Genomic DNA, 24,807 nt, shown 5'->3' on the forward strand with positions numbered 1-24,807 from the left:
GATCTTTTGAGAAAGTATGTTTTTCTTCTCTGTTTTTTATTTCTATTAGTAGGGTGTCAAGGAAGTTCCTATACATCGATTGCTAAAGATAAAAGCGTTATTATAACAACGAATATAAAAGAAGGTAGCCTTAGTTTTATTGATAAACATACTAAAAAGTTAATTACGACATGGGAACTTAACGAACCAATGGCAGGGATTGCACTACTTCCAAATGGTGAGGACATACTTATATATGGTAAGCAGTTAGAGTACATGTATGTATATTCACTAGCAGAAGGAAGGCAAGTGGAAAAATATAAAACAGGAAAAGGCATTGTAAATGTAGTCGTATCAGAAGATAAAAAGCAATTATTTGCTGCCGATCAAAATGCCCAAAAGATAAGGTTCTTTACGATAAAAGGTAAAGAGACAGGAAGTGTGTCAACTGGAAAAGGGCCAATAACGATGGTAGAGTACCATAACCAGTTATCTGTATTAAACTTTTATGATACGAAGCTAACGACAATTGATTCAAAGAAAAAAGAAGTGATACAAACCTTTATGATTCCCCCAGCGTCAACGGGAGCGACAATTAGTCCGGATGGGAAAGAAATATGGATTGGTGGACATGGTGATGGAAATCAAGTCAATGAGAAAGTATTAGTGTATTCTTTGCAGAGCGGAGAAATGGTACGTTCTTTACACGCTCCTTTTATGCCTGTGAATATAACGAAGGATAATAAGTATGTATATGCATTAAGTCACGGTTCAAATACGCTTAGAAAGTTTGATGTTAGCACGTATAAAGAGGTAGATTCTGTAGAAGTAGGATCGAACCCATTTGCATTTTTGAAGAGCGGAGCAGAAGGGTACGTAGCAAGTTATGATAGTGATGAAGTTTGCGTCATGGATATGAAGAACTTGAAAATAAAACAAACAATTAAAGTCGGAAAAGGGCCGTTTCAACTCATAGAGAGGGAAGGAGAGGACAATGAATAAATATAGGGTATTAGTTGTAGATGATGAAAGTGATATGAGGCAACTTGTTGGAATGTACTTAGATAATTTCGGATACGAGTGGGGAGAAGCTGAAAATGGAAAAGAAGCTCTAAAAAAATTAGAGACAAATCATTATGATTTCGTTGTACTAGATATTATGATGCCAGAGATGGATGGACTTTCAGTTTGTAAAGAAATTAGAAAAACGTCAGATGTACCAATAATATTTTTAACAGCAAAAGGTGAAGAGTGGAATAGGGTGAACGGCTTACGTATGGGAGCAGATGATTATATTGTAAAGCCATTTAGTCCTGGTGAATTAATTGCTCGTATGGAAGCTGTATTAAGGCGTTATACAAAGCAAGAGCAACAAGAGGAATTTCAGTTTGGGCCGATCCTTATTAATGAAAAAAGTAGGAAAATTGAGGTGGATGGTGAGCCAATTTCTCTTACAGTAAAAGAGTTTGATTTACTCTATTTTCTTTGCCAACATACGGGACAAGTATTTAGCCGAGAACAATTGCTGGAAAAGGTATGGGGATATGATTATGCCGGAAGTACAAGAACCGTAGATACGCACGTGAAAACGATGCGTTTGAAGCTTGGAGAAAGTGGAAACTACATTCAAACTGTTTGGGGTGTAGGCTATAAATTTGAGGTGTAACGTATGTTTACGATGGTACAGAAGCTTTGGCTGACAGTAGTATGTGCAGTATTTGTAACAGTTTCCTTTCTTTATTTTGTATCTTTATATTCGTATGAAAAACTATACGTTGATAATTTAAAAGATTCATTAGTAATGGAAGGGAAGCGTCTTTCTGCGCAATATGATAAGCGCGAAGGAATATCAATTTTTGAAGAGAAAGTAAGAGCATTTGATCAAATATCTAGTTCAGACGTTCTTTTCGTATCGAACCCACGTGATTTAAGTGCATGTTTACCATTTGATGTGCACCATCATTCTCTTATAAGTGAAGGGGACAGGCAAGCATTATTAGATGGAAAAACTGTGACAAAGATAGGATACGAGGAACATTTTGACCGTAATATTATGGGGGTTGTCATCCCTGTTTTAGAAAATAAAAAATTAGTTGGTATTGTATATTCTTATATTCCTTTAAAAAGTATAAAAGACTTAATATATGATATGGGTCTTATTTTAGCACCGTTAGCACTTGCTATAACTTTACTGACAATATGGATTGGTAGAAAAATTATTATTGCTATTACGAAACCACTTTCGCAAATGGAACGAGTTGCCAATCATTTGGCTACGGGGGATTTTTCGGAACGAATTACAATTTCTTCTGAAGATGAAATTGGGCGATTAGGAAAAGCATTTAATAAAATGGCAAATTCTTTGGAGACAGAAGACGTAAAGCGTAAGGAGTTTTTAGCCAACGTTTCGCATGAACTAAGAACACCGCTTAGTTATATAAAAGGATATAGCGAGGCTATTTTAGACGGTGTAGCGAAGGGACCACAACAGGAAAAAGTAACACAGCTTATTCATAAAGAAGCAGATCGTATGCAGCGTCTCGTTCATGATTTATTAGATTTAGCACAATTAGAAGGTGAACATTTTCCGTTAAAGAAACAACCTATCGTTTTTTCACAACTCATTGAAGATGTGTTAGATACGTATGAGATTAAGTTTATAGAAAAGAAAATTCGTATTTCAACAAATTTAAATCCAGAAATCATTGTAATGATTGATGAGGATCGTATGCAACAAGTGCTTCATAACGTGTTAGATAATGCGATACGGTATACAAATCAAAACGGGGATATTATGGTAACGCTCAGACAGATAGATGATTACTGTGAATTGAACATAAAAGATACGGGGATCGGTATTGATACAGAGCATTTGGAAAACCTTGGCGAGCGTTTTTACCGAGTTGATAAAGCGAGAAGTCGTCAACATGGTGGAACAGGTTTAGGCCTGGCAATTGTAAGACAAATTGTTCATATACATGACGGACAGTGGCGAATTGAAAGTGAAAAAGGGAACGGTACGACGGTTAGTATTAAATTGAAAGTACAGGATGAGGAGAGCATGTTCTAATTTTTAGAGCATGCTCTTTATATGGAAGACAATAATTATACGTAAGATATAAATTAATATGTAATAAATATCGGAATTTTGACGATTTTATGAACAAAACATTTGTACTTCTTACCAATTCGTTCTAAAATAGTTATGATGCAAAGTTCTTATAAATCGTTTCAATTGTTGTTTGGAAGATACTGAGGTGATTTAACTGGAGTACAAATCTATTAAACCGAAAAAGATTTACGAAGAAGTATCTGAAGCTATTTTAACAATGATTAAAAATGGTACGTTAAAACCTGGTGACAAACTACTTCCTGTACATCAATTAGCTGAGCAGTTTCAAGTTGGTAGATCTGCTGTTCGTGAAGCGCTAAGTGCGCTAAGAGCAATGGGCTTAATTGAGATGAAACAAGGAGAAGGTACATATGTGAAGAACTTCGATTCTTCTTCATTAACAAAATCATTAAACAATAGATTATTGATGAAGAAAGAAGATATTTTGAATTTATTAGAAGTACGAAAGGTGCTTGAAGTGGGGGCAGTTCGAGCAGCTGCGGCAAAACGTACGGAAGATAATTTACAAAATATGAAGCATTGGTTAGATGAAATGGCAAAGAGCGTTGGAGATGAAAAAGCTGGTGAAAAAGCAGATTTTCAGTTCCATATGGGAATTGCAGAGTCTTCGCATAACAACATTTTGCTTGAACTTATGAATCATGTTTCAGAGATGATTGCTGAAACAATTGGTGAATCAAGACGCATTATTTTATATGGTGAACAAACAACATCAGAACGACTTATAGAAGAGCATCAAGTTATATATGATGCAGTGTTAAAGCAAGATGTAGAATTAGCGCAGCAAGCAATGCTAGATCATTTAACAAATGTAGAACATATTGTCACAGGTAGAAACGATATAAATTCTTAATTTAATCTTTTAAAAATCTAATTTTCTGATAAAATAGAGAGAGATTAAGTAAGCGTTTTCTTTAGAAGAGGGAGAGGATAGGCCATGGTTGAGCCTATTTCTTCTCTCCTTAGTCATCTGATGACCATATGTTTGTTGGTGGAGTTGTAAAAAGGGGGAGTAATAATTATGAAAGTTACTTTATTTGTTACTTGTTTAGTCGATATGTTTGAAACAAATGTCGGCAAAGCAACAGTTGAGGTGTTGGAGCGTTTAGGTTGTGAAATTGAATTTCCAGAAGCACAAGTTTGTTGCGGTCAGCCTGCTTATAATAGCGGCCATGTAGAAGCTGCAAAAGAAGCGATGAAACATATGATTGAAACTTTTGAAGATGCAGAATATATCGTTACGCCATCTGGTTCTTGTGCGACAATGTTTCATGAGTATCCGCATGTTTTTAAAGATGATCCGAAGTGGGCTAAACGTGCACAAAAAGTTGCTGATAAAACATATGAATTTACACAATTTATTGTAGACGTTTTAAAGGTTACTGATGTTGGTGCAAGTTTACCAGGGATTGCTACTATTCATAAATCATGTCATATGACACGTATGCTTGGAGTAACAGAGGCACCAGGAATTTTATTATCAAATGTAAAAGGGTTAACTGTGAGAGAGTTACCAAATGTGCAAAATTGTTGCGGGTTTGGGGGAACGTTTTCAGTGAAGATGACTCCAATTTCTGAGCAAATGGTAGATGAAAAGGTAGATAGTGCAATGGAAACAGGCGCTGATTATTTAATCGGTGCAGATTGTGGGTGTTTGTTAAACATTGGCGGACGTATTGAGCGTTTAGGAAAAGAAATAAAAGTAATGCATATTGCTGAGGTACTGAATAGTCGCTCATGAAGGGGGAACATAAGCTATGTCTATGAAAATCAGTGAGAAAAAATTTAATGATCGCGTTGGCGATGGAATTCAAGATTCGTTTATGCGCGGAGCAGTATCTTCTGCACAAACACGCTTATATACGAATCGTTTAAAAGCAGCAGATGAATTAGGAAACTGGGAAGAATGGCGTGAACTCGGTGAAGAAATTCGTCAACATACGTTAGAAAATCTTGATTATTACTTAATGCAGTTAAGTGAAAATGTATCCAAAAGAGGCGGACATGTGTACTTTGCGAAAACGAAAGAGGAAGCAGCAAAGTATATTCAAGACGTTGCAAAAAAGAAGCAGGCAAAAAAGGTAGTAAAATCAAAGTCAATGGTAACAGAAGAAATTAGTATGAACCATGCGCTTGAAGAAATCGGTTGTGAAGTGTTAGAAAGTGATCTAGGAGAGTATATTCTGCAAGTAGATAACGATCCACCTTCACATATTATTGCGCCTGCTCTTCATAAAAATAGAACGCAAATTCGTGACGTATTTAAAGAAAAGCTTGGCTATGAAAATTCTGATGATCCATACGAAATGACAAAGTTTGTTCGTAAACAACTTCGTGAAAAATTTATGGGTGCTGAAATTGGTGTGACAGGTTGTAACTTCGCTGTTGCAAATACTGGCTCTCTTTGTTTAGTAACAAATGAAGGTAATGCCGACCTTGTTATGTCGATTCCAAAAACACAAATTGCGGTTATGGGTATGGAACGTATGGTTCCGACAATGGAAGAATTAGATGTTTTAGTTGGTTTACTATGTCGTAGTGCAGTAGGTCAAAAGTTAACAAGTTATGTAACGGTAGCGGGACCAATTCAAGAAGAGGAAGTAGATGGCCCAGAAGAATTCCACTTAGTTGTGGTTGATAATGGTCGTTCTCAAATTCTCGGATCTGAATTCCGTCAAGTGTTGCAATGTATTCGTTGTGCTGCTTGTGTGAACGTATGCCCTGTATATCGACATGTTGGTGGACATTCATACGGCTCTATATACTCAGGACCAATTGGGGCGGTATTAACACCACTTTTAGGTGGATATGATGATTACAAAGAGCTTCCTTATGCTTCTAGTTTATGCGGAGCGTGTACAGAAGCTTGTCCAGTAAAAATTCCATTGCATGATTTATTATTAAAACATCGTCAAGTTATCGTTGAGCAAGAAGGGCGTGCTCCACTTGCAGAAAAATTAGCAATGAAAATGTTTAGTATGGGTGCATCTTCAGCAGCTTTATATAAAATGGGATCAAAGATGGCGCCAGCAGCAATGAGTCCATTTACATCTGGTAACCGTGTATCAAAAGGTGTTGGGCCACTTAAAAACTGGACAGATATTCGTGAATTCCCGGCTCCAAGTAAAGAACGATTCCGTGATTGGTATAAAGATCATAAGAAAGGCGGGGACAAATAATGACAGGATTAATTCAAAACCGTGAGTCCTTTCTAGAAAATATTGCAAAAGAACTTGGACGCGCGCGTAAAACGGATGGTGTAAAACGTCCAGTATGGAAAAACAATGTGAATAAAGAAACGTTAAAAAATTATTCACAAGAAGAATTGTTAGAAGTATTTAAAAATCAATGTACAAACATTCATACAACTGTTGTGGAAACGACAAATGACCGTTTACGTGAGGATATTCAAAAAGTAATCGTTGAAAACGGCGGGGGACCTATTATGTTATCGGCAGATGAACGTTTTGATTCTTATGGGTTGACTTCTTTATTTAAAGAAGAACTTCCAAAGCAAAATGTTGAAGTGAACGTATGGGATCCTGAGAAAAAAGAAGAGAATATGCGTATCGCGGAAAGAGCAAATATTGGAATTGCATTTAGTGATTATACTTTAGCCGAATCTGGTACGATCGTTGTACAAAGTCATAAAGGCCAAGGCCGTTCTTTACACTTTTTACCGACTGTATACTTTGCTATTATTCCACGTGAAACTCTTGTACCTCGTATTACACAAGCAGTTGAGGATATGAACAAGCGTGTAGAAAATGGCGAGACAGTGGCATCTTGTATTAACTTTATTACAGGACCTAGTAACTCGGCAGATATAGAAATGAATCTTGTTGTCGGAGTACATGGACCATTAAAAGCAGTATATTTCATCGTATAAAATAGGGGAAAGCAGGCCAGAAAATGGCCTGCTTTTTTTATAGAATAGAGATAATATGAAGTAGAAGTTCTCTCCTTTTTTTGCTATGTTCTTTTGGAAAGGAGAGGAAGGGATGTTCACTTATGTATATGCATTGTTAGCGGGGATGGTGTTTGGTTCTTTTTTTATGTTAATTGCGATGAGAGTTCCGCTAGGGGAGTCTATCATAACCCCGCGTTCATATTGTTATTATTGTAAGTATGTGCTAAAGCCAAAAGAATTGATTCCAATCATTTCTTTTTGTATGCAAAGAGGGCGTTGTACGAATTGTAAGAGGAAAATTTCAATTTTGTACGTAGTATTTGAACTTGTAACTGGAATGATATGTCTTCTTACTGTATATATGATTGGGGTGGAACGAGAGCTTATTATCGTTTTATCACTTTTTTCGTTACTTCTTATTATTTCAGTTACAGATTACATATATATGTTAATTCCAAATCGTATTTTAGCTTGGTTTGCTTGTTTACTCATTTTAGAATGTGCTTTTATACCGTTAGTCACTTGGATAGATAGTATAGTTGGTAGTTGCGTTATATTCATTTTGTTATACTGCATGCAAAAGATATATCCAGAAGGGCTTGGGGGAGGGGATATAAAATTACTTTCGTTACTTGGATTTATAGTGGGACTGAAAGGGATTTTTATCGTTTTATTTTTAGCATCTTGCTTTAGTCTTTGTTTCTTTGGAGCTGGTCTCGTATTAAAACGTATGAAAATGAGGACTCAAATACCGTTTGGTCCTTTTATTAGTCTTGGGGCAATATGTTATATGTTGGTCACGTATGCAAGATAGAGAGGGGATAGAAAATGAATGTATATATGGATGATCAAAGAAGTTGTCCGTACGGTTACGTGCTCGCAACTACAGTAGAATGTGCTTTGCAAATGGTACAAGATTATGAGGTGAATGTTCTTTCCCTTGATTTCAATATGGGATGGGGAGAAAAAAGTGGATTAGATTTTGTCGAAGCTTTTTGTAAAGAGGGTTTATATGTAAATGAAATACACTTTCATACGAATGATGTCATCGGTATGCATAAGATGAAACAGAGAATGAATAAGGGAAAGGAAGAAGGAGAGATTAATCCTAATCTTGTTGTTAAATATGTGGGGAGCTAAAAACTCCAAAGTAAAACTTTGGAGTTTTTAATGTTTCATATGCGCTTGCAACGGAATGATTTCTTCTTGTTGAGCTGCTCCTAATTCAGTTTCTTCTTGTTTCACGTCAGGTACTTTCTTTGTTAAGTAATGGTATACCATACCGACAAATACAGACCCACCAATAATGTTACCGATTGTAACTGGAATTAAGTTATGAATAGCACCTGCAAAAGAAATTGTCTCAGGATGCGGTGAAACTAAAGATAAAGCAAACAGTGATAAGTTTGCGATGCTATGCTCGTAACCAGATAAGAAGAATGTGAAAACGAGCATCATCATCATAATAATTTTTGCTGTATCACCTTTAACTTGAGAAGGTAAGAAACAAGCAAGACATACAAGCCAGTTACATAAAATTGCTTTAAAGAATAGTTGCATTGTAGGTGTATTCATTTTTCCTTCTACTACTTTATTCATGAAATGACCGTGATCAATTGCTTCAAAAATGCCAGTTGCGTAAAATAGTAAGGCAAAGAATAAAGCACCAGCTAAATTGCCTGCATAACAAGCAAACCAGTTACGAAGTGTATCAGCAATTGTTGTTTCTTTTCTTAAAGTTGCTACAGTGAAGTACATTGTGTTTCCAGTAAACAATTCAGCACCACCATATATAATAAGTATGAGGGCAATTCCGAAAAACATAGAAGCAGCTAAATAAGTTGCTGGTGAATCTGCAATGTGAAAAAAGTTACCTAATTTAAAACATAGTACAATAATAAAACCGATATAAATACCCGCAAGTGCGGCACGAATGAAATATTGCATCGGGTTTGTATCTAACATTTGTTTTTTGCTCTTAGCCAGTTTGACAACATAATCTAATCCTTGTTCTAGCATGAGTAATACGCTCCTTTAGTACATCATCTATAAAGTGAAACTTTAATCAGTGGGGTTTTCTTCATCCCCCATTGATTATCAGCCCTCACCAATCGGACTTTAATGGGCAGCCCGACCCCCACCGAACTTCTTTGCTTTGACTGAATTTCGAGGTGGAGGTCTTACTGCCCATTAAAGTGGGATAAATGCTCCTTATATGAATAAAGTACATCGATTCTGTCATAGTTTCAATGAGTTTGTGCAATATTTCACAAAAAGGACATACATAGACAGAGAAAGCGCTTACAAATAATAGTATAATATAATTTTTCTGGACATAGAGAGGGGACAAGGAAAAAAGAAAAAGCACTGTAATTACAGCGCTTTTTCGTCTAAATTCTTTTCTACTTTTGTTTCTACTTCTTTTGAGAAGAACCAACCACCAGCTGCGATTCCAACTAATACAATCCAGAATGTAAGCTTCCATGGTGTAGATTCTGGGAATGAGTGCGGAATTACATTTAATGCAGGGTGTGCTAACGTATAAACTGCTAGTTTCACACCAACCCAACCTACAATTAAGAATGCCGCAGTTTCAAGTCCTGGTTTACGTTTTAAAATTTGTACGAAAGCAGTTGCCGCAAATCGCATAATGATTAATCCGATAAGTCCACCTACAAAGATAACAACGAATTGTCCAGTATCAAGACTACCAATTGTACCTAATCCTGTTTTTGGTAAAGTCATTGCTAATGCAACAGCAGCTAAAATAGAATCAACTGCGAAGGCGATATCTGCAACTTCAACTTTAAATACAGTCCACCAAAAGTTCTCTTGTTTTTTCTTTGCTTCTTTTTCTTCTGTTTCTTCATCTGTATTCTTTTTAACATACGTTTTAAATAAGTGATTACCAGCGATAAACATAAGGTAAATGGCACCGATTGCTTGCACTTGCCATACGTCGACTAGGAACGAAATCATAAATAACGATCCGAAACGGAAAACAAATGCCCCTGCTAATCCATAAAATAGTGCTTTCTTTCTTTTTTCTTCTGGTAAATGTTTTACCATAATTGCAAGAACAAGAGCGTTGTCAGCCGCTAAAATCCCCTCTAGTGCAATTAGGATGAGTAATACCCAACCATACTCCAATAATAATGATACATCCATGTACATTCTCCTCTCATTTCTATAAGTACTAAATAAGTGAAGAATTTCCCCACTATTTAGTTTCCCCATACTCCTGCCTATTAACTTTGGAAGAATTTGGTAATGAATGCAAAAAAGACCTCTGCCGTTAATAGGCAAAGGTCTTGCTAGACATATGTAATGAAAATGCCAACAAAGCCGGAAGAACTAAGTTCTACGTAATGACGACTTTGTTTCCAAGAAATATTCTTGGACGCTACTCCCCTTTGGAGATATGCTATTGTACTCTCATTATATGGATAATTTATACGGTTGTCAACCTGTTAAAATGTCTTCATTCGGATATTTTATTTTCCGGTTCTTTTTACGTGCAAATGAAAAAGCAAGTGTTAAAGGCCCCATCTTTCCAAAAAACATCATAAAGATAATAATAGCTTTTCCAATCATCGTTAAGTGTGGTGTGAAATTCATACTGAGACCGACAGTCCCAAATGCTGAAAATACTTCGAAAGCACTCATCAATAGAGGAACTCGCTCAGTAATGCTTAAAATTAAAATAGCCAAAAAAATAAATGAAATAGAAATAATAGCGATGGTTAATGATTTGACAATGAGAGTATCTTTAATAGATTTTTTAAACACGACAATATCATCTTGTTCTTGTAAAAATTTAAATACCCCAAAAAACATGATTAAAAAGGTTGTTAATTTAATCCCACCGCCAGTTGAAGCACTACCGGCTCCGATAAACATTAGAAGCATCATTAATAAAAGGGAAGGCTTTGATAATGCGGAAATATCAACTGTATTAAACCCGGCAGTACGCGTTGAAATAGCTTGGAAATAAGCAGCCATGCCTTCTTCAAATGGGGTAAAGCCTCTCATAGAAAGAGAATTGTGAAACTCGAATATAAAAATAAAAACAGTCGCAATAATATTGATGATTAGAGTAGAAGAGAGCATAAGTTTTGAGTGTAATGTAAGGTTTTTAAAATTTTTCTTTCTTTTTATATCTACGATTACTGTAAAACCAATCCCACCTAAAATAATGAGGGAGGAAATGACGAGATTGACAAGAATGCTGTGAGAGTGGGACATTAAATTATCGCTCCAAACAGAAAAACCTGCATTGTTAAAAGCAGAGATGGAATGAAAAAAGCTATAATAGATCCCTTTAGCAATCCCATATTTCGGTACCCATTCAAAAGAAAGAATGAAAGCAGCGATACATTCGACTGTAAAAGAGAATAAAAATAATGCTTTGGCAAGACGAATGACACCGCCTATATTCGTTTGATTTAATGCTTGTTGCAGTAAAATTCGGTTTTGAAGGCCAATTTTTCTGCCAAGCATAATCGCAATTAAAACGGCAAAGCTCATAATGCCAAGTCCGCCCACTTGTATAAGTGTTAAAATGACACATTGGCCAAATAAGGTAAATACTTTCCCAGTGTCCACAACACCAAGCCCTGTAACCGTACAAGCAGAAACGGTTGTAAATAAAGCATCGAGCCATGAAATAGACGTCGTTGTAGCAATTGGCAATTTTAATAAGCATGTACCGATAATTGATAACATAATAAAAGACAAAGTAAGAACACGGGGAGGACTCATGTGAATGTTAATCCGTTTCATGTTACATATCGTTCCTTTCAGTTTGCTTTTACTAGTATGTGAAAAAGCACCATTATGTATGTTAGAAATAGAAAGAGGCAGAGAATATCTGCCTCTAAGCCATATGTTATATTGTGTTATCCACGTAATTGTTGTTGAGCTAAAGAAACAAGACGTTTTGTTACTTCACCGCCAACTGATCCGTTAGAACGTGATGCAGTATTAGACCCTAAGCTTACGCCGAATTCTTGTGCAATTTCATATTTAAATTGATCAAGTGCTTGTTCAGCACCTGGAACTAGTAATTTGTTTGTTTTTGCCATGATGATACACATCCTTATGAGTAATCCAGTTCAGCTAAGTATGTATCTGAACTGGTACCGTTATTTTATGTGGAACCGGCGTGCTCATACGCGGAAGTAATCGGTGTGATTAGAAGTTATTGGATAGAAAAAAGAGTAGCAATTTTTGCTACTCTTTTTTTAGTATTGTCGCTGTACCTTCCACGACAATATCATCCGATTGATTATATATATTTGTTTGCAACGTAATGATTTTTTTATCGTCACGTTTTTTGATGACCTCTGCCACAACGCGAAGTGTATCGCCGATTTTGACAGGAGCGCGGAATGAAACGTTTTGAGATAAATAAATCGTATTTTTACCCGGGAGTTTCGTTCCAAGGATGGTAGAAATAAAACTTGAAACGAGCATACCATGAGCAATACGTTCTTTAAACATTGTCGTTTTTGCAAAAGAATCTAAAATATGAATAGGATTCACATCTCCAGTCAATTTTGCAAAATTGATAACGTCCTCATCCGTAATCGTTTTTGTAAGTGATGCTTGATCACCGACTTGAATCTCATCATAACGAAGCTCCGGGACGGTTTGTGCTTCTTGAAATGGATTCATTTTGTCCTCCTTATTTTCCATATCGAAAAATGCTAGCCATCTTGATGTAGTAGGAGGAAGAAAGAGTTTTGTTTGTGCTGCAGTTAGCTCCCACATTTTTCTTACTTGATGGAAGTAAATAGATTTTTTGAGTTTTCCTCGAACTTTTTTGCGAGTTCCAACTGTTTTGTCTTGAAATCTTCCAAAAAACCTTCTAACTGTTTTTGAGCCTCTTCACGTTGTAATTGTTGTTGTTCAATAAATTGCTTCGTTGTTTCTTCAAATTGACCGCTTGTTTGAGTAAGGATAGACAAAGATGTTTTTGTAGGAGAAACAGTTAGCTGTTGCATATGAGCAGAAAACTCTTTCCATTTGTCTTGCCACTCATTAATTTGATCATTTAAGGAGTTTCCAGTTAATTGCTTCACGTAATCTGTATACTGATTATTGAATTGAGTAGTAAATTGTTGCAGTTCTTTTTCTAGTTCATCTACTCCTGATGTTAATTTATGCAAAGCATCTTGTTGTTGTTTTAATGTTTCTAAAGTAAGTTGCTCTAATTGTTTCCCAGCTGAAGAGAAAAGGGAAAGTGATTGAGACCAGTTTTTCCAAAATGCATCGACTAATTCGTATGGTTTAGTTTCCATTGTTTGACCCCCAAATGTTTTTTTACATATTGTGAACGCAGATTACTCTGCTGTATCACCAGGTGAAGATGAAGAATCTTTTTCATCCTTTTCTGGAGAAGTAGAAAATGGAAAGAATGCATTGGTGTATAGCGTGAAAAACGTCCGCAACATATTTTGATAATGCTCAAAAGAAGTCGCACATGTTGTTAAATATTGCTCTCCATATTCAGTTAAAGAATAAATTCTTTTTGCTGGCCCTCCGTCGCTTGTATCCCAAGTAGAAGAAATAAGGTTTTCTTTTTCTAATTTGCGTAGTGTTCTGTACACATTACCTTGGTCAACAGAAGAAAAGCCGATATCCATTAGCATTTGAATAAGTTTGTAACCATGAAGACTCCAGTCTTTAAGACAGAGAAGTAAGAAGGGAACTAAGAAGTTTTTTGGCATGGAGTTTGGTTGTTTTGCTTGGTTGTTCTCCAAACTTTCGCGTTGTTCTGGTTCATTATGTAGCATGATTGTGCATCACCTCATGAATCAGTTAGATGGAATTTTTTGCTTATAAGTGCAATTTACACCTATCTGTTTTTAAAGTCAATACATTTGTTAGAAAATAGAAAAAAATAAAATATAGACTTGAAGTTTTATTCAGAATATTAGAAAATAATGAATAGGTTGAATTGTTTCAAAAACGAAAAAGGGAGTGTAGGTAAAGTGATTGATCAAAAATTCGATCCACTACAAGCATGGAAAAATGCTTATGAACAAACCGAAACATTTTGGGGAAAAGCGCTCAATGAAACAATTAAAACAGAAGAATATTCTGCTTGGATGGGCAGCGTTCTAGATTTGAATTTGTTTTATCAAAAAGCATTAAATGATACGACAAAAAATTATTTAGAGCAGGTGAATGTGCCTACGAAAGAGGATATCGCTAGAGTGGCTACGCTTGTTATTAACTTAGAAAATAAAGTAGATAACATTGAGGAGTTTCTAGAAGATAAGGTAGAGTCAGTAGGACAAGCTCCTACATTAAAGCGCGATGTTACGAAAGTAAAACAAGATATTCGCACATTAGAAACGAAAGTTGATCAAATTTTAGAATTGCTAGAAAAGCAAAATGCAGTACTAGCAAAACTACAAGAACCTGTAAAAGAAGAAGTAAAACCTACGAATAAGCCAGAAAATAAAAAGTGATAATAGCGCTTGTTTATAACATATGAAAGAGAAAGGGAGAATCTCTTTTCTATGTATAAACAGCGAAACATAATTATATAGGGACTCCATAGTATGAGTACCAAAATGATTCATAATAGTCGTTCACAAATTCATTTAAGGGGGAAAAGAAATGGTTCAATTAAATGGAAAAGTAGCAATCGTAACAGGTGGGGCAAAAGGGATTGGAAAAGCGATCACAGTAGCGTTAGCACAAGAGGGCGCAAAAGTTGTTATTAACTATAACAGCAGTAAAGAAGCAGCTGAAAACTTAGTAAATGAACTAGGAAAAGAAGGACATGACGTTTATGCAGTTCAAGCAGATGTTTCTAAAGTAGAAGACGCAAACCGACTTGTAGAAGAAGCAGTGAATCATTTTGGTAAAGTTGATATTCTTGTTAATAATGCTGGTATTACAAGAGATCGTACATTCAAAAAGTTAAATCGTGAAGATTGGGAACGCGTAATTGACGTGAACTTAAGCAGTGTGTTTAATACGACAAGCGCGGTACTTCCATACATAACGGAAGCAGAAGAAGGTAGAATTATTAGCATTTCTTCTATTATTGGTCAAGCCGGTGGATTTGGACAAACAAACTACTCAGCAGCAAAAGCAGGTATGCTAGGATTTACAAAATCATTAGCATTAGAGCTTGCAAAAACAAATGTAACTGTAAACGCTATTTGCCCAGGATTTATTGATACTGAAATGGTAGCAGAAGTACCAGAAGAAGTACGCCAAAAAATCGTTGCGAAAATCCCGAAAAAACGTTTTGGTCAAGCTGATGAAATTGCAAAAGGTGTAGTATATCTATGCCGTGACGGTGCTTATATCACAGGTCAGCAATTAAACATTAACGGCGGATTATATATGTAATGAAGTAAGAAAAAAGTGCATATCCATAGCAGGAATGCACTTCTTTTTTTAGAAGGAAATTGACCAAAAAGGAGATAGAAAAATGACTACATTCGCAACAGAATGGGAAAAGCAATTAGAGCTATACCCAGAAGAATACCGAAAAGCGTACCGCCGTGTGAAAAGGGCGAGTGAAATTTTATTACGTGAACCAGAGCCACAAGTAGGATTAACGCCGAAAGAGGTTATTTGGACGAAGAATAAGACGAAGCTTTATCGCTACATTCCAAAACAAGAAAAAACACAAAGAGTTCCAATTCTATTAATATATGCTCTTATTAATAAACCATATATTATGGATTTAACTCCTGGAAATAGTTTAGTGGAATATTTAGTGGACCGTGGTTTTGATGTGTATATGCTTGATTGGGGCACATTTGGTTTAGAAGATAGTCATTTGAAATTTGATGATTTTGTGTTTGATTATATTGCAAAAGCAGTGAAAAAAGTAATGCGAACTGCAAAATCGGACGAGATTTCTTTACTTGGTTATTGCATGGGGGGAACGCTAACTTCTATTTATGCGGCACTTCATCCGCACATGCCAATTCGTAACCTAATCTTTATGACAAGTCCTTTTGATTTCTCTGAAACAGGATTATATGGTCCTTTATTAGATGAGAAATACTTCAATTTAGATAAAGCGGTTGATACATTTGGAAATATTCCGCCAGAAATGATTGATTTCGGAAACAAAATGTTAAAACCAATTACGAACTTTGTTGGTCCATATGTTGCTTTAGTAGATCGTTCAGAGAATGAGCGCTTCGTTGAAAGCTGGAGGTTAGTTCAAAAGTGGGTTGGCGATGGTATTCCGTTCCCAGGTGAATCATACAGACAGTGGATTCGTGATTTTTATCAAAACAATAAATTGGTTAAGGGTGAACTTGTGATTCGCGGACAAAAAGTAGACCTTGCAAATATTAAGGCGAATGTCTTAAATATTTCCGGGAAACGTGATCATATCGCTTTGCCATGTCAAGTAGAAGCATTACTAGACCATATTTCTAGCACAGATAAACAATATGTATGTTTACCGACAGGGCATATGTCTATCGTTTACGGTGGAACAGCTGTAAAACAAACATATCCGACGATTGGAGACTGGCTTGACGAGCGCTCTAAGTAAAAATAAAAAATCCAACTAGCATATGTTAGTTGGATTTTTTTATGTAAAATAACAAAACATAGAAAGGAGACATTTATATTTTAGGAGTATAATTATGAAACTTATGACTGGTAAGTTGTTTTGGGATACAGGAGCTTCTATGCCTTGTTATCCATCGTTAGAAAATGATATGATATGTGATGTGCTTGTAGTTGGAAGTGGCGAAGCGGGTGCTCAAATAGCGTATTCGTTAGCGAAAATGGGAATGCGCGTTACACTTATTGAAAAAAATATGATTTCATGTGGCAGTACAGCTGCTAATACAGGGTTATTACAATTTCTTCATGATAAATCGTTAACCTCACTTATCCATACATTTGGGGAAGAAAAAGGGGTGCGAGCATATAAACTTTGTTACGAAGCGTTACGAACAATGGAGAAAGTTGTACCGACTCTCGATATCAATCCCCAGTTTATTCCGCGAAACAGTTTATATTATGCAAGTAAAAGTGAAGATGTCTCATTTTTACAAGAGGAATACAAAACGTTACAGAATTATGGGTTTCCAGTTGAGTATTTTACAGCATCTGATATTAAGGAACGGTATCCTTTTACAAGACAAGCGGCATTATATACACACGGTGATGCTGAGGTAAATCCGTATTTATTAGCGCATAGCCTTTTGCATAAAGCAAATCAAATGGGTGCTACTATATATGAACATACAGAGGCCATACATATAAAAAAACGTCAAAATGATCTAATTTGTTATACGAAAACAGGAAATCAAATTGTAGCAAAGAATATTATTATGGCGACGGGTTATGAAGCACTTTTCGGAAAGAAAGAAAAAAATACAACAGTGGAAACATCATATGCAGTTGTGACAAATAAGGTGGATTCATTTGAAGAATGGCATGAGCAATCATTAATTTGGGAAACAGCAAGGCCTTACTTATATTTTAGGACGTATGAAAATCGTATTATTGTAGGTGGATTGGATGAAGCAATGAAAATTCAAACAATCGGTGATACGAAATTATTGCATAAGCGTGATGTCCTTATTAACTTTATAAAAGAGATGTTCCCGCAGTATAAAGATATACAGGCGGAGTATTATTGGGCGGCAGCATTTGGCGGTAGTCATGATGGTCTCCCTATTTTAAAAGAAGATAATAAGATACATAATTTATTTTATGCATTGCCATATGGAGGTAATGGAACTGTGTATGGAATGGTATTTGCTAAAATATTTGAGCAGTTATTTACAAATAAAGAAAGTGAAGATTTTTCTTTATTTAATCGATAGAAAAAAGGTAGCGAAGTGATGGAATGAGAGATATAAAAAAGTTTTTACAAAAATTGCGTCCTGTACAACTCATTGTTTTGTTTTATTTATTAGCAGTAGTTGTATCGGTAATATTACTTAGTTTACCGTTTGTTACAAAGGCTGATGTGAAATGGACATTTATCGATGCCCTCTTTACATCTGTTAGTGCGGTAAGTGTTACGGGACTGTCTGTTGTTACGATTTCAGATACATTTACTACGGCAGGAATTATTATTTTAGCCCTTATTTTACAATTGGGCGGCTTAGGAATTATGGCGTTAGGTACATTCGTTTGGATTATAACAGGAAAAAAGATTGGTTTGCAGAGAAGAAGACTCATTATGGCAGACCATAATCAAGGGAATTTATCAGGTCTTGTAGAATTGATGCGTTCTATTTTAATTGTAATTATTTCAATAGAGCTTATTGGAGCAATATTATTAGGTACAAGATTCTTACTTTACTTTCCAACTTGGCAAGAAGCTTATTTTCACGGTTTTTTTGCAGCTGTTAGTGCAACTACGAACGGCGGATTTGATTTAACAGGACAATCGCTAATTCCGTATAAAAAAGATTACATTGTTCAAATGATTCATATGTTACTTATTATTTTAGGAGCAATCGGCTTCCCTGTATTAATGGAAGTGAAACAATTCCTTAGTAAAAGGAGACAGCAACTATTTCGTTTTTCGCTATTTACAAAATTGACGACAACAACATTTTTTGCGCTCGTGGTCGTTGGAACGATTATGATTTTTTTACTAGAACGAAATCATTTTTTAGCAGGAAAGTCATGGCATGAAACAGTTTTCTATACACTATTCCAATCTGTGACGACGCGAAGCGGGGGACTTGCTACAATGGATATACTTGAATTGTCACAACCGACGCTTTTATTTATGAGTATATTAATGTTTATAGGAGCATCTCCAAGTTCGGTTGGGGGCGGGATACGTACAACAACATTTGCTGTTAGTATATTGTCACTATACACTTTTGCAAGAGGCGGGAGAACGGTCAGAGTCTTCAAACGTCAGCTACATGAAGAGGACGTGCTGAAAGCATCTGTCGTTATGACAATGGGGATTTTATTATGTGCCACAGCACTATTTATTTTATCTATTACGGAAAATGTACCGCTTATGAGTTTAATTGTTGAAGTCTGTTCTGCTTTCGGGACGACAGGACTATCGACAGGTATTACGCCAGATTTAACAACTGTTGGTAAACTTGTACTCATTGTACTTATGTTTATCGGGCGTGTCGGTATTTTAACATTTATACTAGCTAGTGGCGGAAGAGAACAGCCACCTCGCTATAAATATCCGAAAGAGAGAATTATTATTGGATAGTATGAAACCATTCTACCTATGTTAGGTAGAATGGTTTTTTAGTCATTAATGCCAAATTGCGGATGCATAAAAGTATCCTTCTTATTATCTCCTTCTTTTTTTAGTAACTCTTGATTTTCTTCTGAAATCCACCCAATATCATTTGTAGGATGGATCCATTCTTCTCCAGCCATAATGGCAGGATCTACATCATCACTCCAATTGTGAAGTGGACTGTTCTCGGAATCATATTTACTGTCTCCGATTACGACGTCATATTGATTGATGAAAGGTTGTTGCATTTTCTTTCCTGTTCCTTTAAAAGATGGGAAATTCATTTGATGCGGGAGCGTTTCATCTAAAATGGGTGACTGGATTTTATCTTTCTTCTTCAAAATAAGAGCTCCTTTTTATTATGATTTCTTCATATGTAGTATTTCCATCTAGCAGTTCTTATGTACTTGTTAACACTTGCCAGTAATAATTATTTTAGCTTGCTTCAAACTAGAGTAGAAAGTGAATTTTTGAGAGCAGGTGAATGTATTGGTAAAAAGAAAAGTGAAACAAAATGCGGCAATCAACAATAATAAAACTCCGAAAGAAAGCTTACCAGATGCAGAATTTGCATTAGAGTATGAAGGAGAAAATAGCGCGAAGTATGCAAATCGTAATTCAAAAAAAGGTAAACAAAAGTGAGGCGTTTTTTACAAACGCCTCATTTTTTTGTGGGATTATAAAGGTTTTTTTAATTATTTGTAAATTTAGTGTTCATTATTAGCAGAAAAATGCGAAAAAACATAGAAGTAGCAACGTATTACACAAAAACAAACAACAAACAAAAGATTAATGTTGGTTTAATACTGCTTTTACACTAGTTGTTTATATTTGAGTTGTACATAAGATTTGTAAAAGGAGAGAGAGACAGTGAAAAAAACAATCTTTAAAGCTGTAGCAACTGGAATGGTATTTTCGTTATTAATGGGGTGTGGTGCAAAGAAAGAAGAAAGTGCTGGGGCAAAAGTAAAAGATGATAAATTATCTGGATCATTAACTGTTTACACAGCAATTGAAGAAGAACTTGTACCAATTTATCTTGATTCTTTTAAAAAGAAATATCCAGATGTGAAGCTGAATATTGTTCGTGATTCAACTGGAGTTATTACAGCAAAATTGCTAGCTGAAGGGAAAAATACACAAGCAGATGTTGTATGGGGAACTGCAGCTTCAAGTCTATTAGCTTTAGATAAAAAAGATATGTTAAAAGGATACTCTCCAAAAGGAGCGGATCGCGTTTTACCGCAATTTAAAGATGATAAACAACCAGAAAAATGGGTAGGAAATACTGCATTTATGACGGGGATTGCTATAAATAAAGAAGAATTAAAGAAGAAAAATTTACTGATGCCAGAATCATACGAAGACTTAACGAAACCAGAGTATAAAGGAACGCTTGTTATGCCACATCCAGCATCTTCTGGAACAGGATTTTTAACAGTTTCTGCATGGTTACAAATTATGGGTGAAGATAAAGGCTGGGATTACATGAAGAAACTTCATGATAATATGGCAACTTATACTCATTCAGGTTCAAAACCAGCGAAATTAGCGGGTGCGGGTGAATATCCAGTTGGTGTATCGATGGTTTATAGTGCTTTGAAAGAGAAACAAAAAGGTGCACCAGTTGAAGTTGTATTGCCAAAAGAAGGATTAGGTTGGGAAGTAGAAGCGAACGCACTTATTAAAAAAGATAATGAGAAAAATGAAAAATTAGCGCAAGCATTTTTAGATTGGGCAATTACTGATGATGTAATGAAGTTATACTTCGAGAAAAATGGATTTGCGACAATTAAAAATGATTATAAACTTCCAGACGGATTCCCTAAAGATGTGACGGAAAAGTTATACAAAAAGAACGACTTTAAGTGGGCAGCAGAAAATCGAGACAAAATTTTAGAAAAATGGGAAAAAGAGTTTGGTCAAAAAGCAGAACCGAAAAAGTAAGTGAGTGGGAGAGAGAAAAAATGAGCGAATATTTATCAATTCAACACATTCAAAAACAGTTTGATGCATTTACAGCGTTAAAAGATATTTCTTTTACTGTGAAAAAAAATGAGTTTGTATGTTTATTAGGCCCAAGTGGTTGTGGGAAAACAACATTGCTTCGAATTTTAGCAGGGCTAGAAGAGGCGACAACAGGTAGTATAGCTGTGAATGGAAAAGATATTACAGCATTACCTCCTGGAAAGAGGAATTTCGGAATGGTGTTTCAATCCTATGCGTTATTTCCGAATTTAACAGCACTTGAAAACATTGAATACGGCTTAAAGACAAAAAAGTATGGAAAAGCAGAAGTAAAAGAGAAGGCGCTATCGGCGTTAGAACTAGTTGATTTACTGAATGTAAAAGATAAATATCCTGCTCAAATGTCTGGTGGACAACAGCAGCGAGTAGCACTTGCACGTGCACTCGCTCTGTCTCCGGATATTTTGTTACTCGATGAGCCGTTATCTGCTTTAGATGCAAAAGTACGTGAAAAGTTACGTAGAGAAATGCGTGATTTGCAAGAAAAAGTAGGAGTGACAACTATTATGGTCACGCATGATCAAGAAGAGGCATTAACGATGGCTGATAAAATTGTTGTAATGAATCATGCGGAAATTATGCAGATTGGCACACCAGAGGAGATTTACCAAAGACCAGCCAATCCGTTTGTGGCAGATTTTATTGGTTCTATTAATTTCTTTTCGAAAAATAACGAAGAACATGCAATTCGTCCGGAACATGTAACAGTCGTACAAAATAATGGTATGAAAACAATTGTAGAAAGCATGGAGTTTCGCGGATCTGTATACCGGACAGAAGTGCGCGTTATAGATGAGAAAACGCATCTATATAATGAGAAAATCGTTGTAGATATATTGGCATCAGAAGTAGAAAAAACAGCTATTAGGAAAGGAAAGCCGATTCAAATCTCTTTCTCAGAAAATCATATGTTGTCATATGGAAAGAAGGTTGTTGTATAGATGGAGATGTTAGAAAATTTAAAGGTAGAAAGTACGAAAAAAAAGATTAAGAGACGTATCGGTAAAGAAGAATGGATACAAAGACTATTAATTATTGGTATGATTCTTGCTTTTTTGATTATGCTTGTATTACCACTATTACAATTGTTTACACAAGCTTTTTATGATAAAGATGGAGCTTTCATTGGTGTTGCGAATTTCAGTAAATATTTCACAACCCCAACATTAGTTCAATCATTACAAAATACGATATGGATTTCGGGCGCGACAACAATTATTGCAGTGACACTTGCTTTCGCTTACGCCTATGCGATCGCTCGTACGAATGTATTTGGAAAGCGTGTATTTCAATATGTCGCGTTGTTACCATTATTCGCACCAACGATGATGCATGGTATCGCACTTACATATTTATTTGGTAATCAAGGATTAGTAACGAAAGGGATGTTTGGTTTATTTGAAGGTATACAAATCCCTTTATATGGACCAGTAGGAATTGTAATGGCTGAAGTCATGTATACATTTCCGCAAGCATTTCTTATATTATTAATTGCTTTCCAAGGTTCTGATTATCGTTTATACGAAGCTTCTAATATGTTGGGAGCGAGTAAAACAAAGCAATTTCTCACTGTTACTTTACCTAGTGTAAAGTATGGATTAATTAGTGCGATGTTTGTTGTGTTTACACTTAGTTTTACTGATTTTGGCGCACCAAAAATTGTTGGTGGGCAATATAATGTACTTGCTACTGATGTATACAAACAAGTAATTGGACAACAAAATATGCCGATGGGTGCAACTGTCGGAATGATTTTATTAATTCCAGCTATATTTGCATTTGCAGTTGATCGCATTACGCAAAGAAAGCAGGCGAATTTCTTATCTTCCAAAGCAGTGCCATATAGAATAACGGCTAATAAGAAAAGAGATGTAGTCTCATTCATATATTGTAGTGTGATTACATTTATGATTATTCTTTTATTTGTGGCGGTTGGTATTGCTGCAAGTGTGAAAGTATGGCCATATAATATGAGTTTTACATTTGAGCATTTTAATTTTTCGAGTTTAACAGGAGATGGACTTGAAGCATTTAAAAATAGTGTGATTGTCTCAGCAGTTACAGCAGTTATTGGGGCAATTTTAACATTTATGTTCGCATATGCGATTGAGAAAATAGATCAGCTAAAGTTTTTCCGAAAAACAGGCTACTTTTTCTCGATTGTCCCTTTAGCAATCCCAGGTTTAGTACTTGGATTGGGATACGTCTTTTTCTTTAGTCAACCAACGATTCAAATACTTGGACTTTCAGTAACGAATCCGTTTCATTCTTTATACGGAACAATTGCTGTGCTAGTACTAGTAAACATCATTCATTTTTATTCGGTAACATTCGTTACCGCAACGACTGCTTTAAAGAAATTAGACCGAGAGTTTGAGCTTGTTTCGCAGTCGATGGGAATTCCGTTTTATAAAACATTCTTTAGAGTAACAGTACCGATGTGTTTACCAGCAATTTTAGAAATGGTGATGTACTATTTCGTCAATTCGATGGTAACTGTGTCAGCGGTTGTATTCTTATACGCAGCTGATTTTAAACTAGCTGCCGTATCAATCGTAAATATGGATGATGCAGGAAATGTAGCGCCAGCAGCTGCAATGAGTGTACTTATTGTTGTTACAAATATTGTAGTGAGAGTTGTATATGAATGGGGAACGAAAGCACTTCGTAACCGAACTTCACAATGGCAAAAAAGATAAGTGAGAAGGGTGATGGATTGTATGAAAATAGAAGCAGTTATTTTTGATTGGGCAGGTACGACAGTTGATTACGGATGTTTTGCACCACTGGAAGTATTCATAAAAATTTTTCGTAAACGTGGTGTTAAAATTACAGATGAAGAAGCCCGTAAACCGATGGGATTATTAAAGATCGATCATGTAAGGGCACTAACAGAAATGCCTCGTATTGCGAATGAGTGGGAGCGTGTTTTCGGACATTTACCAACAGAAGCAGACATTCACGAGATGTATGAAGAGTTTGAAGAAATACTCTTTACTATTTTGCCACACTATGCCACGCCAATTGATGGGGTGAAAGAAGTGGTTGCTTCATTACGTAAAAGAGGCCTTAAAATTGGCTCAACAACTGGTTATACGAGAGAAATGATGGACATCGTTGCAAAAGAAGCAGAAATACAAGGATATAAACCTGATGTTCTTGTGACGCCAGATGATGTTTCAGCAGGCCGTCCATACCCTTGGATGTGTTATAAAAATGCGATGGAACTTGGTGTGTATCCGATGAATCATATGATAAAAGTCGGGGACACAGTGTCAGATATGAAAGAGGGCAGAAATGCTGGTATGTGGACTGTGGGTGTAATTCTCGGTAGTAGTGAGCTCGGCTTAAGTGAGTGGGCAGCTGAAACTATGGATCCGGTAGAACTTCGTGAAAAAATGGAAGTAGTTCGAAAGCGTTTCGTTGAAAACGGGGCTCATTTTACAATTGAAACGATGCAGGGACTCGAAAACGTAATTGAACAGATCGAGAAACAAGAATTTATTATTTCATAAAAGGGGA

27 protein-coding genes and 1 riboswitch are annotated in these 24,807 nt (G+C 35.9%); of the genes, 19 read left to right on the forward strand and 8 right to left on the reverse strand.

Annotated features, from left to right (window positions below):
* Positions 1–6 precede the first annotated feature (6 nt).
* From ACTFSI_RS06740 to ACTFSI_RS06780, 9 genes are all read left to right on the forward strand, one after another.
* A complete protein-coding gene (locus ACTFSI_RS06740) occupies positions 7–981 on the forward strand; it encodes a YncE family protein (protein ID WP_001234171.1) in 975 nt (324 codons plus the stop codon).
* Positions 974–1,645: a response regulator transcription factor gene (locus ACTFSI_RS06745; protein ID WP_001046403.1), complete on the forward strand. Its 672-nt coding sequence runs from the start codon at positions 974–976 to the stop codon at positions 1,643–1,645. Before ACTFSI_RS06740 ends, ACTFSI_RS06745 begins: the two co-directional genes overlap by 8 nt.
* 3 nt (positions 1,646–1,648) lie before the next feature.
* Entirely contained in the window at positions 1,649–3,049 is a 1,401-nt protein-coding gene (locus ACTFSI_RS06750; protein WP_000494834.1) for a sensor histidine kinase, read from the forward strand.
* 226 nt (positions 3,050–3,275) lie between these two features.
* The gene (locus ACTFSI_RS06755; protein ID WP_254912616.1) at positions 3,276–3,965 is read left to right on the forward strand and encodes a FadR/GntR family transcriptional regulator; all 690 of its coding nucleotides are present in this window, start codon (positions 3,276–3,278) and stop codon (positions 3,963–3,965) included.
* Between the two features lie 168 nt (positions 3,966–4,133).
* A complete protein-coding gene (locus ACTFSI_RS06760) occupies positions 4,134–4,853 on the forward strand; it encodes a (Fe-S)-binding protein (RefSeq protein WP_000869149.1) in 720 nt (239 codons plus the stop codon).
* Positions 4,854–4,869: 16 nt separating this feature from the next.
* Positions 4,870–6,291: a LutB/LldF family L-lactate oxidation iron-sulfur protein gene (locus tag ACTFSI_RS06765; RefSeq protein ID WP_000061916.1), complete on the forward strand. Its 1,422-nt coding sequence runs from the start codon at positions 4,870–4,872 to the stop codon at positions 6,289–6,291.
* Positions 6,291–7,001: a LutC/YkgG family protein gene (locus ACTFSI_RS06770; protein WP_044792797.1), complete on the forward strand. Its 711-nt coding sequence runs from the start codon at positions 6,291–6,293 to the stop codon at positions 6,999–7,001. The genes ACTFSI_RS06765 and ACTFSI_RS06770 overlap by 1 nt, the downstream gene beginning before the upstream one ends.
* A 112-nt stretch (positions 7,002–7,113) precedes the next feature.
* Positions 7,114–7,836, forward strand: coding sequence for a prepilin peptidase (locus ACTFSI_RS06775; protein WP_138322285.1), 723 nt, complete (start codon positions 7,114–7,116; stop codon positions 7,834–7,836).
* 14 nt (positions 7,837–7,850) lie between these two features.
* Positions 7,851–8,162, forward strand: a complete 312-nt coding sequence (locus tag ACTFSI_RS06780; protein WP_138322284.1) for a cyclic-phosphate processing receiver domain-containing protein — start codon at positions 7,851–7,853, stop codon at positions 8,160–8,162.
* A gap of 27 nt (positions 8,163–8,189) precedes the next feature.
* Here the strand turns inward: ACTFSI_RS06780 and ACTFSI_RS06785 are convergent, their stop codons facing one another.
* The 7 genes from ACTFSI_RS06785 to phaQ all read right to left on the reverse strand — a co-directional run bounded on the left by ACTFSI_RS06785 (position 8,190) and on the right by phaQ (position 13,819).
* Positions 8,190–9,041: a formate/nitrite transporter family protein gene (locus tag ACTFSI_RS06785; RefSeq protein ID WP_000893042.1), complete on the reverse strand. Its 852-nt coding sequence runs from the start codon at positions 9,039–9,041 to the stop codon at positions 8,190–8,192.
* Positions 9,042–9,395: 354 nt separating this feature from the next.
* Complete coding sequence (locus ACTFSI_RS06790; protein ID WP_000383322.1) at positions 9,396–10,190, reverse strand: TerC family protein; 795 nt, start codon at positions 10,188–10,190, stop codon at positions 9,396–9,398.
* A gap of 90 nt (positions 10,191–10,280) precedes the next feature.
* Positions 10,281–10,446, reverse strand: a riboswitch (yybP-ykoY riboswitch).
* A gap of 38 nt (positions 10,447–10,484) precedes the next feature.
* Positions 10,485–11,804, reverse strand: coding sequence for a TrkH family potassium uptake protein (locus ACTFSI_RS06795; protein ID WP_000822321.1), 1,320 nt, complete (start codon positions 11,802–11,804; stop codon positions 10,485–10,487).
* 116 nt (positions 11,805–11,920) lie between these two features.
* Complete coding sequence (locus ACTFSI_RS06800; RefSeq protein ID WP_001140707.1) at positions 11,921–12,106, reverse strand: alpha/beta-type small acid-soluble spore protein; 186 nt, start codon at positions 12,104–12,106, stop codon at positions 11,921–11,923.
* A 148-nt stretch (positions 12,107–12,254) separates the two neighbouring features.
* Complete coding sequence (locus ACTFSI_RS06805) at positions 12,255–12,698, reverse strand: MaoC family dehydratase (RefSeq protein WP_001067916.1); 444 nt, start codon at positions 12,696–12,698, stop codon at positions 12,255–12,257.
* Positions 12,699–12,799: 101 nt separating this feature from the next.
* A complete protein-coding gene (gene phaP, locus ACTFSI_RS06810) occupies positions 12,800–13,324 on the reverse strand; it encodes a polyhydroxyalkanoic acid inclusion protein PhaP (RefSeq protein WP_000448588.1) in 525 nt (174 codons plus the stop codon).
* Positions 13,325–13,366: 42 nt separating this feature from the next.
* The gene (gene phaQ / locus ACTFSI_RS06815) at positions 13,367–13,819 is read right to left on the reverse strand and encodes a poly-beta-hydroxybutyrate-responsive repressor (protein ID WP_000903020.1); all 453 of its coding nucleotides are present in this window, start codon (positions 13,817–13,819) and stop codon (positions 13,367–13,369) included.
* Positions 13,820–14,017: 198 nt separating this feature from the next.
* Between phaQ and phaR the strand changes: the two genes are divergently transcribed.
* The 5 genes from phaR (at position 14,018) to ACTFSI_RS06840 (ending at position 19,224) form a co-directional block, all read left to right on the forward strand.
* Positions 14,018–14,500 (forward strand): polyhydroxyalkanoic acid synthase subunit PhaR, encoded by a 483-nt coding sequence (gene phaR / locus ACTFSI_RS06820; RefSeq protein ID WP_000566940.1) that lies wholly within the window; start codon positions 14,018–14,020, stop codon positions 14,498–14,500.
* Between the two features lie 151 nt (positions 14,501–14,651).
* Positions 14,652–15,395, forward strand: a complete 744-nt coding sequence (locus ACTFSI_RS06825; RefSeq protein WP_000250412.1) for an acetoacetyl-CoA reductase — start codon at positions 14,652–14,654, stop codon at positions 15,393–15,395.
* An 82-nt stretch (positions 15,396–15,477) separates the two neighbouring features.
* Positions 15,478–16,563: a class III poly(R)-hydroxyalkanoic acid synthase subunit PhaC gene (gene phaC, locus ACTFSI_RS06830; RefSeq protein WP_000206335.1), complete on the forward strand. Its 1,086-nt coding sequence runs from the start codon at positions 15,478–15,480 to the stop codon at positions 16,561–16,563.
* Between the two features lie 94 nt (positions 16,564–16,657).
* Positions 16,658–17,851 (forward strand): NAD(P)/FAD-dependent oxidoreductase, encoded by a 1,194-nt coding sequence (locus tag ACTFSI_RS06835; RefSeq protein ID WP_044792803.1) that lies wholly within the window; start codon positions 16,658–16,660, stop codon positions 17,849–17,851.
* Positions 17,852–17,874: 23 nt separating this feature from the next.
* The gene (locus ACTFSI_RS06840; RefSeq protein ID WP_001204696.1) at positions 17,875–19,224 is read left to right on the forward strand and encodes a TrkH family potassium uptake protein; all 1,350 of its coding nucleotides are present in this window, start codon (positions 17,875–17,877) and stop codon (positions 19,222–19,224) included.
* Positions 19,225–19,262: 38 nt separating this feature from the next.
* Here ACTFSI_RS06840 and ACTFSI_RS06845 read toward each other — a convergent pair whose 3' ends face one another.
* Positions 19,263–19,598, reverse strand: a complete 336-nt coding sequence (locus ACTFSI_RS06845; RefSeq protein ID WP_000725962.1) for a DUF3905 domain-containing protein — start codon at positions 19,596–19,598, stop codon at positions 19,263–19,265.
* Between the two features lie 148 nt (positions 19,599–19,746).
* Between ACTFSI_RS06845 and ACTFSI_RS06850 the strand changes: the two genes are divergently transcribed.
* The 5 genes from ACTFSI_RS06850 to phnX all read left to right on the forward strand — a co-directional run bounded on the left by ACTFSI_RS06850 (position 19,747) and on the right by phnX (position 24,800).
* Complete coding sequence (locus tag ACTFSI_RS06850; RefSeq protein WP_000240799.1) at positions 19,747–19,899, forward strand: hypothetical protein; 153 nt, start codon at positions 19,747–19,749, stop codon at positions 19,897–19,899.
* Between the two features lie 228 nt (positions 19,900–20,127).
* Positions 20,128–21,204 carry a putative 2-aminoethylphosphonate ABC transporter substrate-binding protein gene (locus ACTFSI_RS06855; protein WP_138322283.1) on the forward strand — a complete coding sequence of 359 codons (1,077 nt, stop codon included), beginning with the start codon at positions 20,128–20,130 and terminating at the stop codon, positions 21,202–21,204.
* A gap of 20 nt (positions 21,205–21,224) precedes the next feature.
* Entirely contained in the window at positions 21,225–22,226 is a 1,002-nt protein-coding gene (locus ACTFSI_RS06860) for a putative 2-aminoethylphosphonate ABC transporter ATP-binding protein (RefSeq protein WP_000006186.1), read from the forward strand.
* Complete coding sequence (locus ACTFSI_RS06865; protein ID WP_000425510.1) at positions 22,227–23,984, forward strand: putative 2-aminoethylphosphonate ABC transporter permease subunit; 1,758 nt, start codon at positions 22,227–22,229, stop codon at positions 23,982–23,984.
* 21 nt (positions 23,985–24,005) lie between these two features.
* On the forward strand, positions 24,006–24,800 hold the full coding sequence (gene phnX, locus ACTFSI_RS06870; protein WP_000687359.1) for a phosphonoacetaldehyde hydrolase: 795 nt from the start codon (positions 24,006–24,008) through the stop codon (positions 24,798–24,800).
* Positions 24,801–24,807: the final 7 nt, after the last annotated feature.

Origin of the sequence: Bacillus cereus group sp. MYBK101-2 (assembly GCF_051918845.1) — a bacterium.
GTDB classification, from domain to species: domain Bacteria; phylum Bacillota; class Bacilli; order Bacillales; family Bacillaceae_G; genus Bacillus_A; species Bacillus_A paranthracis.

Bases quoted from the DNA above. Each gene is read 5' to 3' on its own strand.
- ACTFSI_RS06835 (WP_044792803.1), top strand. From the start codon at position 16,658: ATGAAACTTATGACTGGTAAGTTGTTTTGGGATACAGGAGCTTCTATG.
- ACTFSI_RS06860 (WP_000006186.1), top strand. From the start codon at position 21,225: ATGAGCGAATATTTATCAATTCAACACATTCAAAAACAGTTTGATGCA.
- ACTFSI_RS06785 (WP_000893042.1), bottom strand. From the start codon at position 9,041: ATGCTAGAACAAGGATTAGATTATGTTGTCAAACTGGCTAAGAGCAAA.
- phnX (WP_000687359.1), top strand. From the start codon at position 24,006: ATGAAAATAGAAGCAGTTATTTTTGATTGGGCAGGTACGACAGTTGAT.
- ACTFSI_RS06790 (WP_000383322.1), bottom strand. From the start codon at position 10,190: ATGGATGTATCATTATTATTGGAGTATGGTTGGGTATTACTCATCCTA.
- ACTFSI_RS06825 (WP_000250412.1), top strand. From the start codon at position 14,652: ATGGTTCAATTAAATGGAAAAGTAGCAATCGTAACAGGTGGGGCAAAA.
- ACTFSI_RS06745 (WP_001046403.1), top strand. From the start codon at position 974: ATGAATAAATATAGGGTATTAGTTGTAGATGATGAAAGTGATATGAGG.
- phaC (WP_000206335.1), top strand. From the start codon at position 15,478: ATGACTACATTCGCAACAGAATGGGAAAAGCAATTAGAGCTATACCCA.
- ACTFSI_RS06800 (WP_001140707.1), bottom strand. From the start codon at position 12,106: ATGGCAAAAACAAACAAATTACTAGTTCCAGGTGCTGAACAAGCACTT.
- ACTFSI_RS06865 (WP_000425510.1), top strand. From the start codon at position 22,227: ATGGAGATGTTAGAAAATTTAAAGGTAGAAAGTACGAAAAAAAAGATT.
- ACTFSI_RS06805 (WP_001067916.1), bottom strand. From the start codon at position 12,698: ATGAATCCATTTCAAGAAGCACAAACCGTCCCGGAGCTTCGTTATGAT.
- ACTFSI_RS06840 (WP_001204696.1), top strand. From the start codon at position 17,875: ATGAGAGATATAAAAAAGTTTTTACAAAAATTGCGTCCTGTACAACTC.
- ACTFSI_RS06795 (WP_000822321.1), bottom strand. From the start codon at position 11,804: ATGAAACGGATTAACATTCACATGAGTCCTCCCCGTGTTCTTACTTTG.
- ACTFSI_RS06750 (WP_000494834.1), top strand. From the start codon at position 1,649: ATGTTTACGATGGTACAGAAGCTTTGGCTGACAGTAGTATGTGCAGTA.
- phaP (WP_000448588.1), bottom strand. From the start codon at position 13,324: ATGGAAACTAAACCATACGAATTAGTCGATGCATTTTGGAAAAACTGG.
- phaQ (WP_000903020.1), bottom strand. From the start codon at position 13,819: ATGCTACATAATGAACCAGAACAACGCGAAAGTTTGGAGAACAACCAA.
- ACTFSI_RS06780 (WP_138322284.1), top strand. From the start codon at position 7,851: ATGAATGTATATATGGATGATCAAAGAAGTTGTCCGTACGGTTACGTG.
- ACTFSI_RS06770 (WP_044792797.1), top strand. From the start codon at position 6,291: ATGACAGGATTAATTCAAAACCGTGAGTCCTTTCTAGAAAATATTGCA.
- ACTFSI_RS06775 (WP_138322285.1), top strand. From the start codon at position 7,114: ATGTTCACTTATGTATATGCATTGTTAGCGGGGATGGTGTTTGGTTCT.
- ACTFSI_RS06760 (WP_000869149.1), top strand. From the start codon at position 4,134: ATGAAAGTTACTTTATTTGTTACTTGTTTAGTCGATATGTTTGAAACA.
- ACTFSI_RS06765 (WP_000061916.1), top strand. From the start codon at position 4,870: ATGTCTATGAAAATCAGTGAGAAAAAATTTAATGATCGCGTTGGCGAT.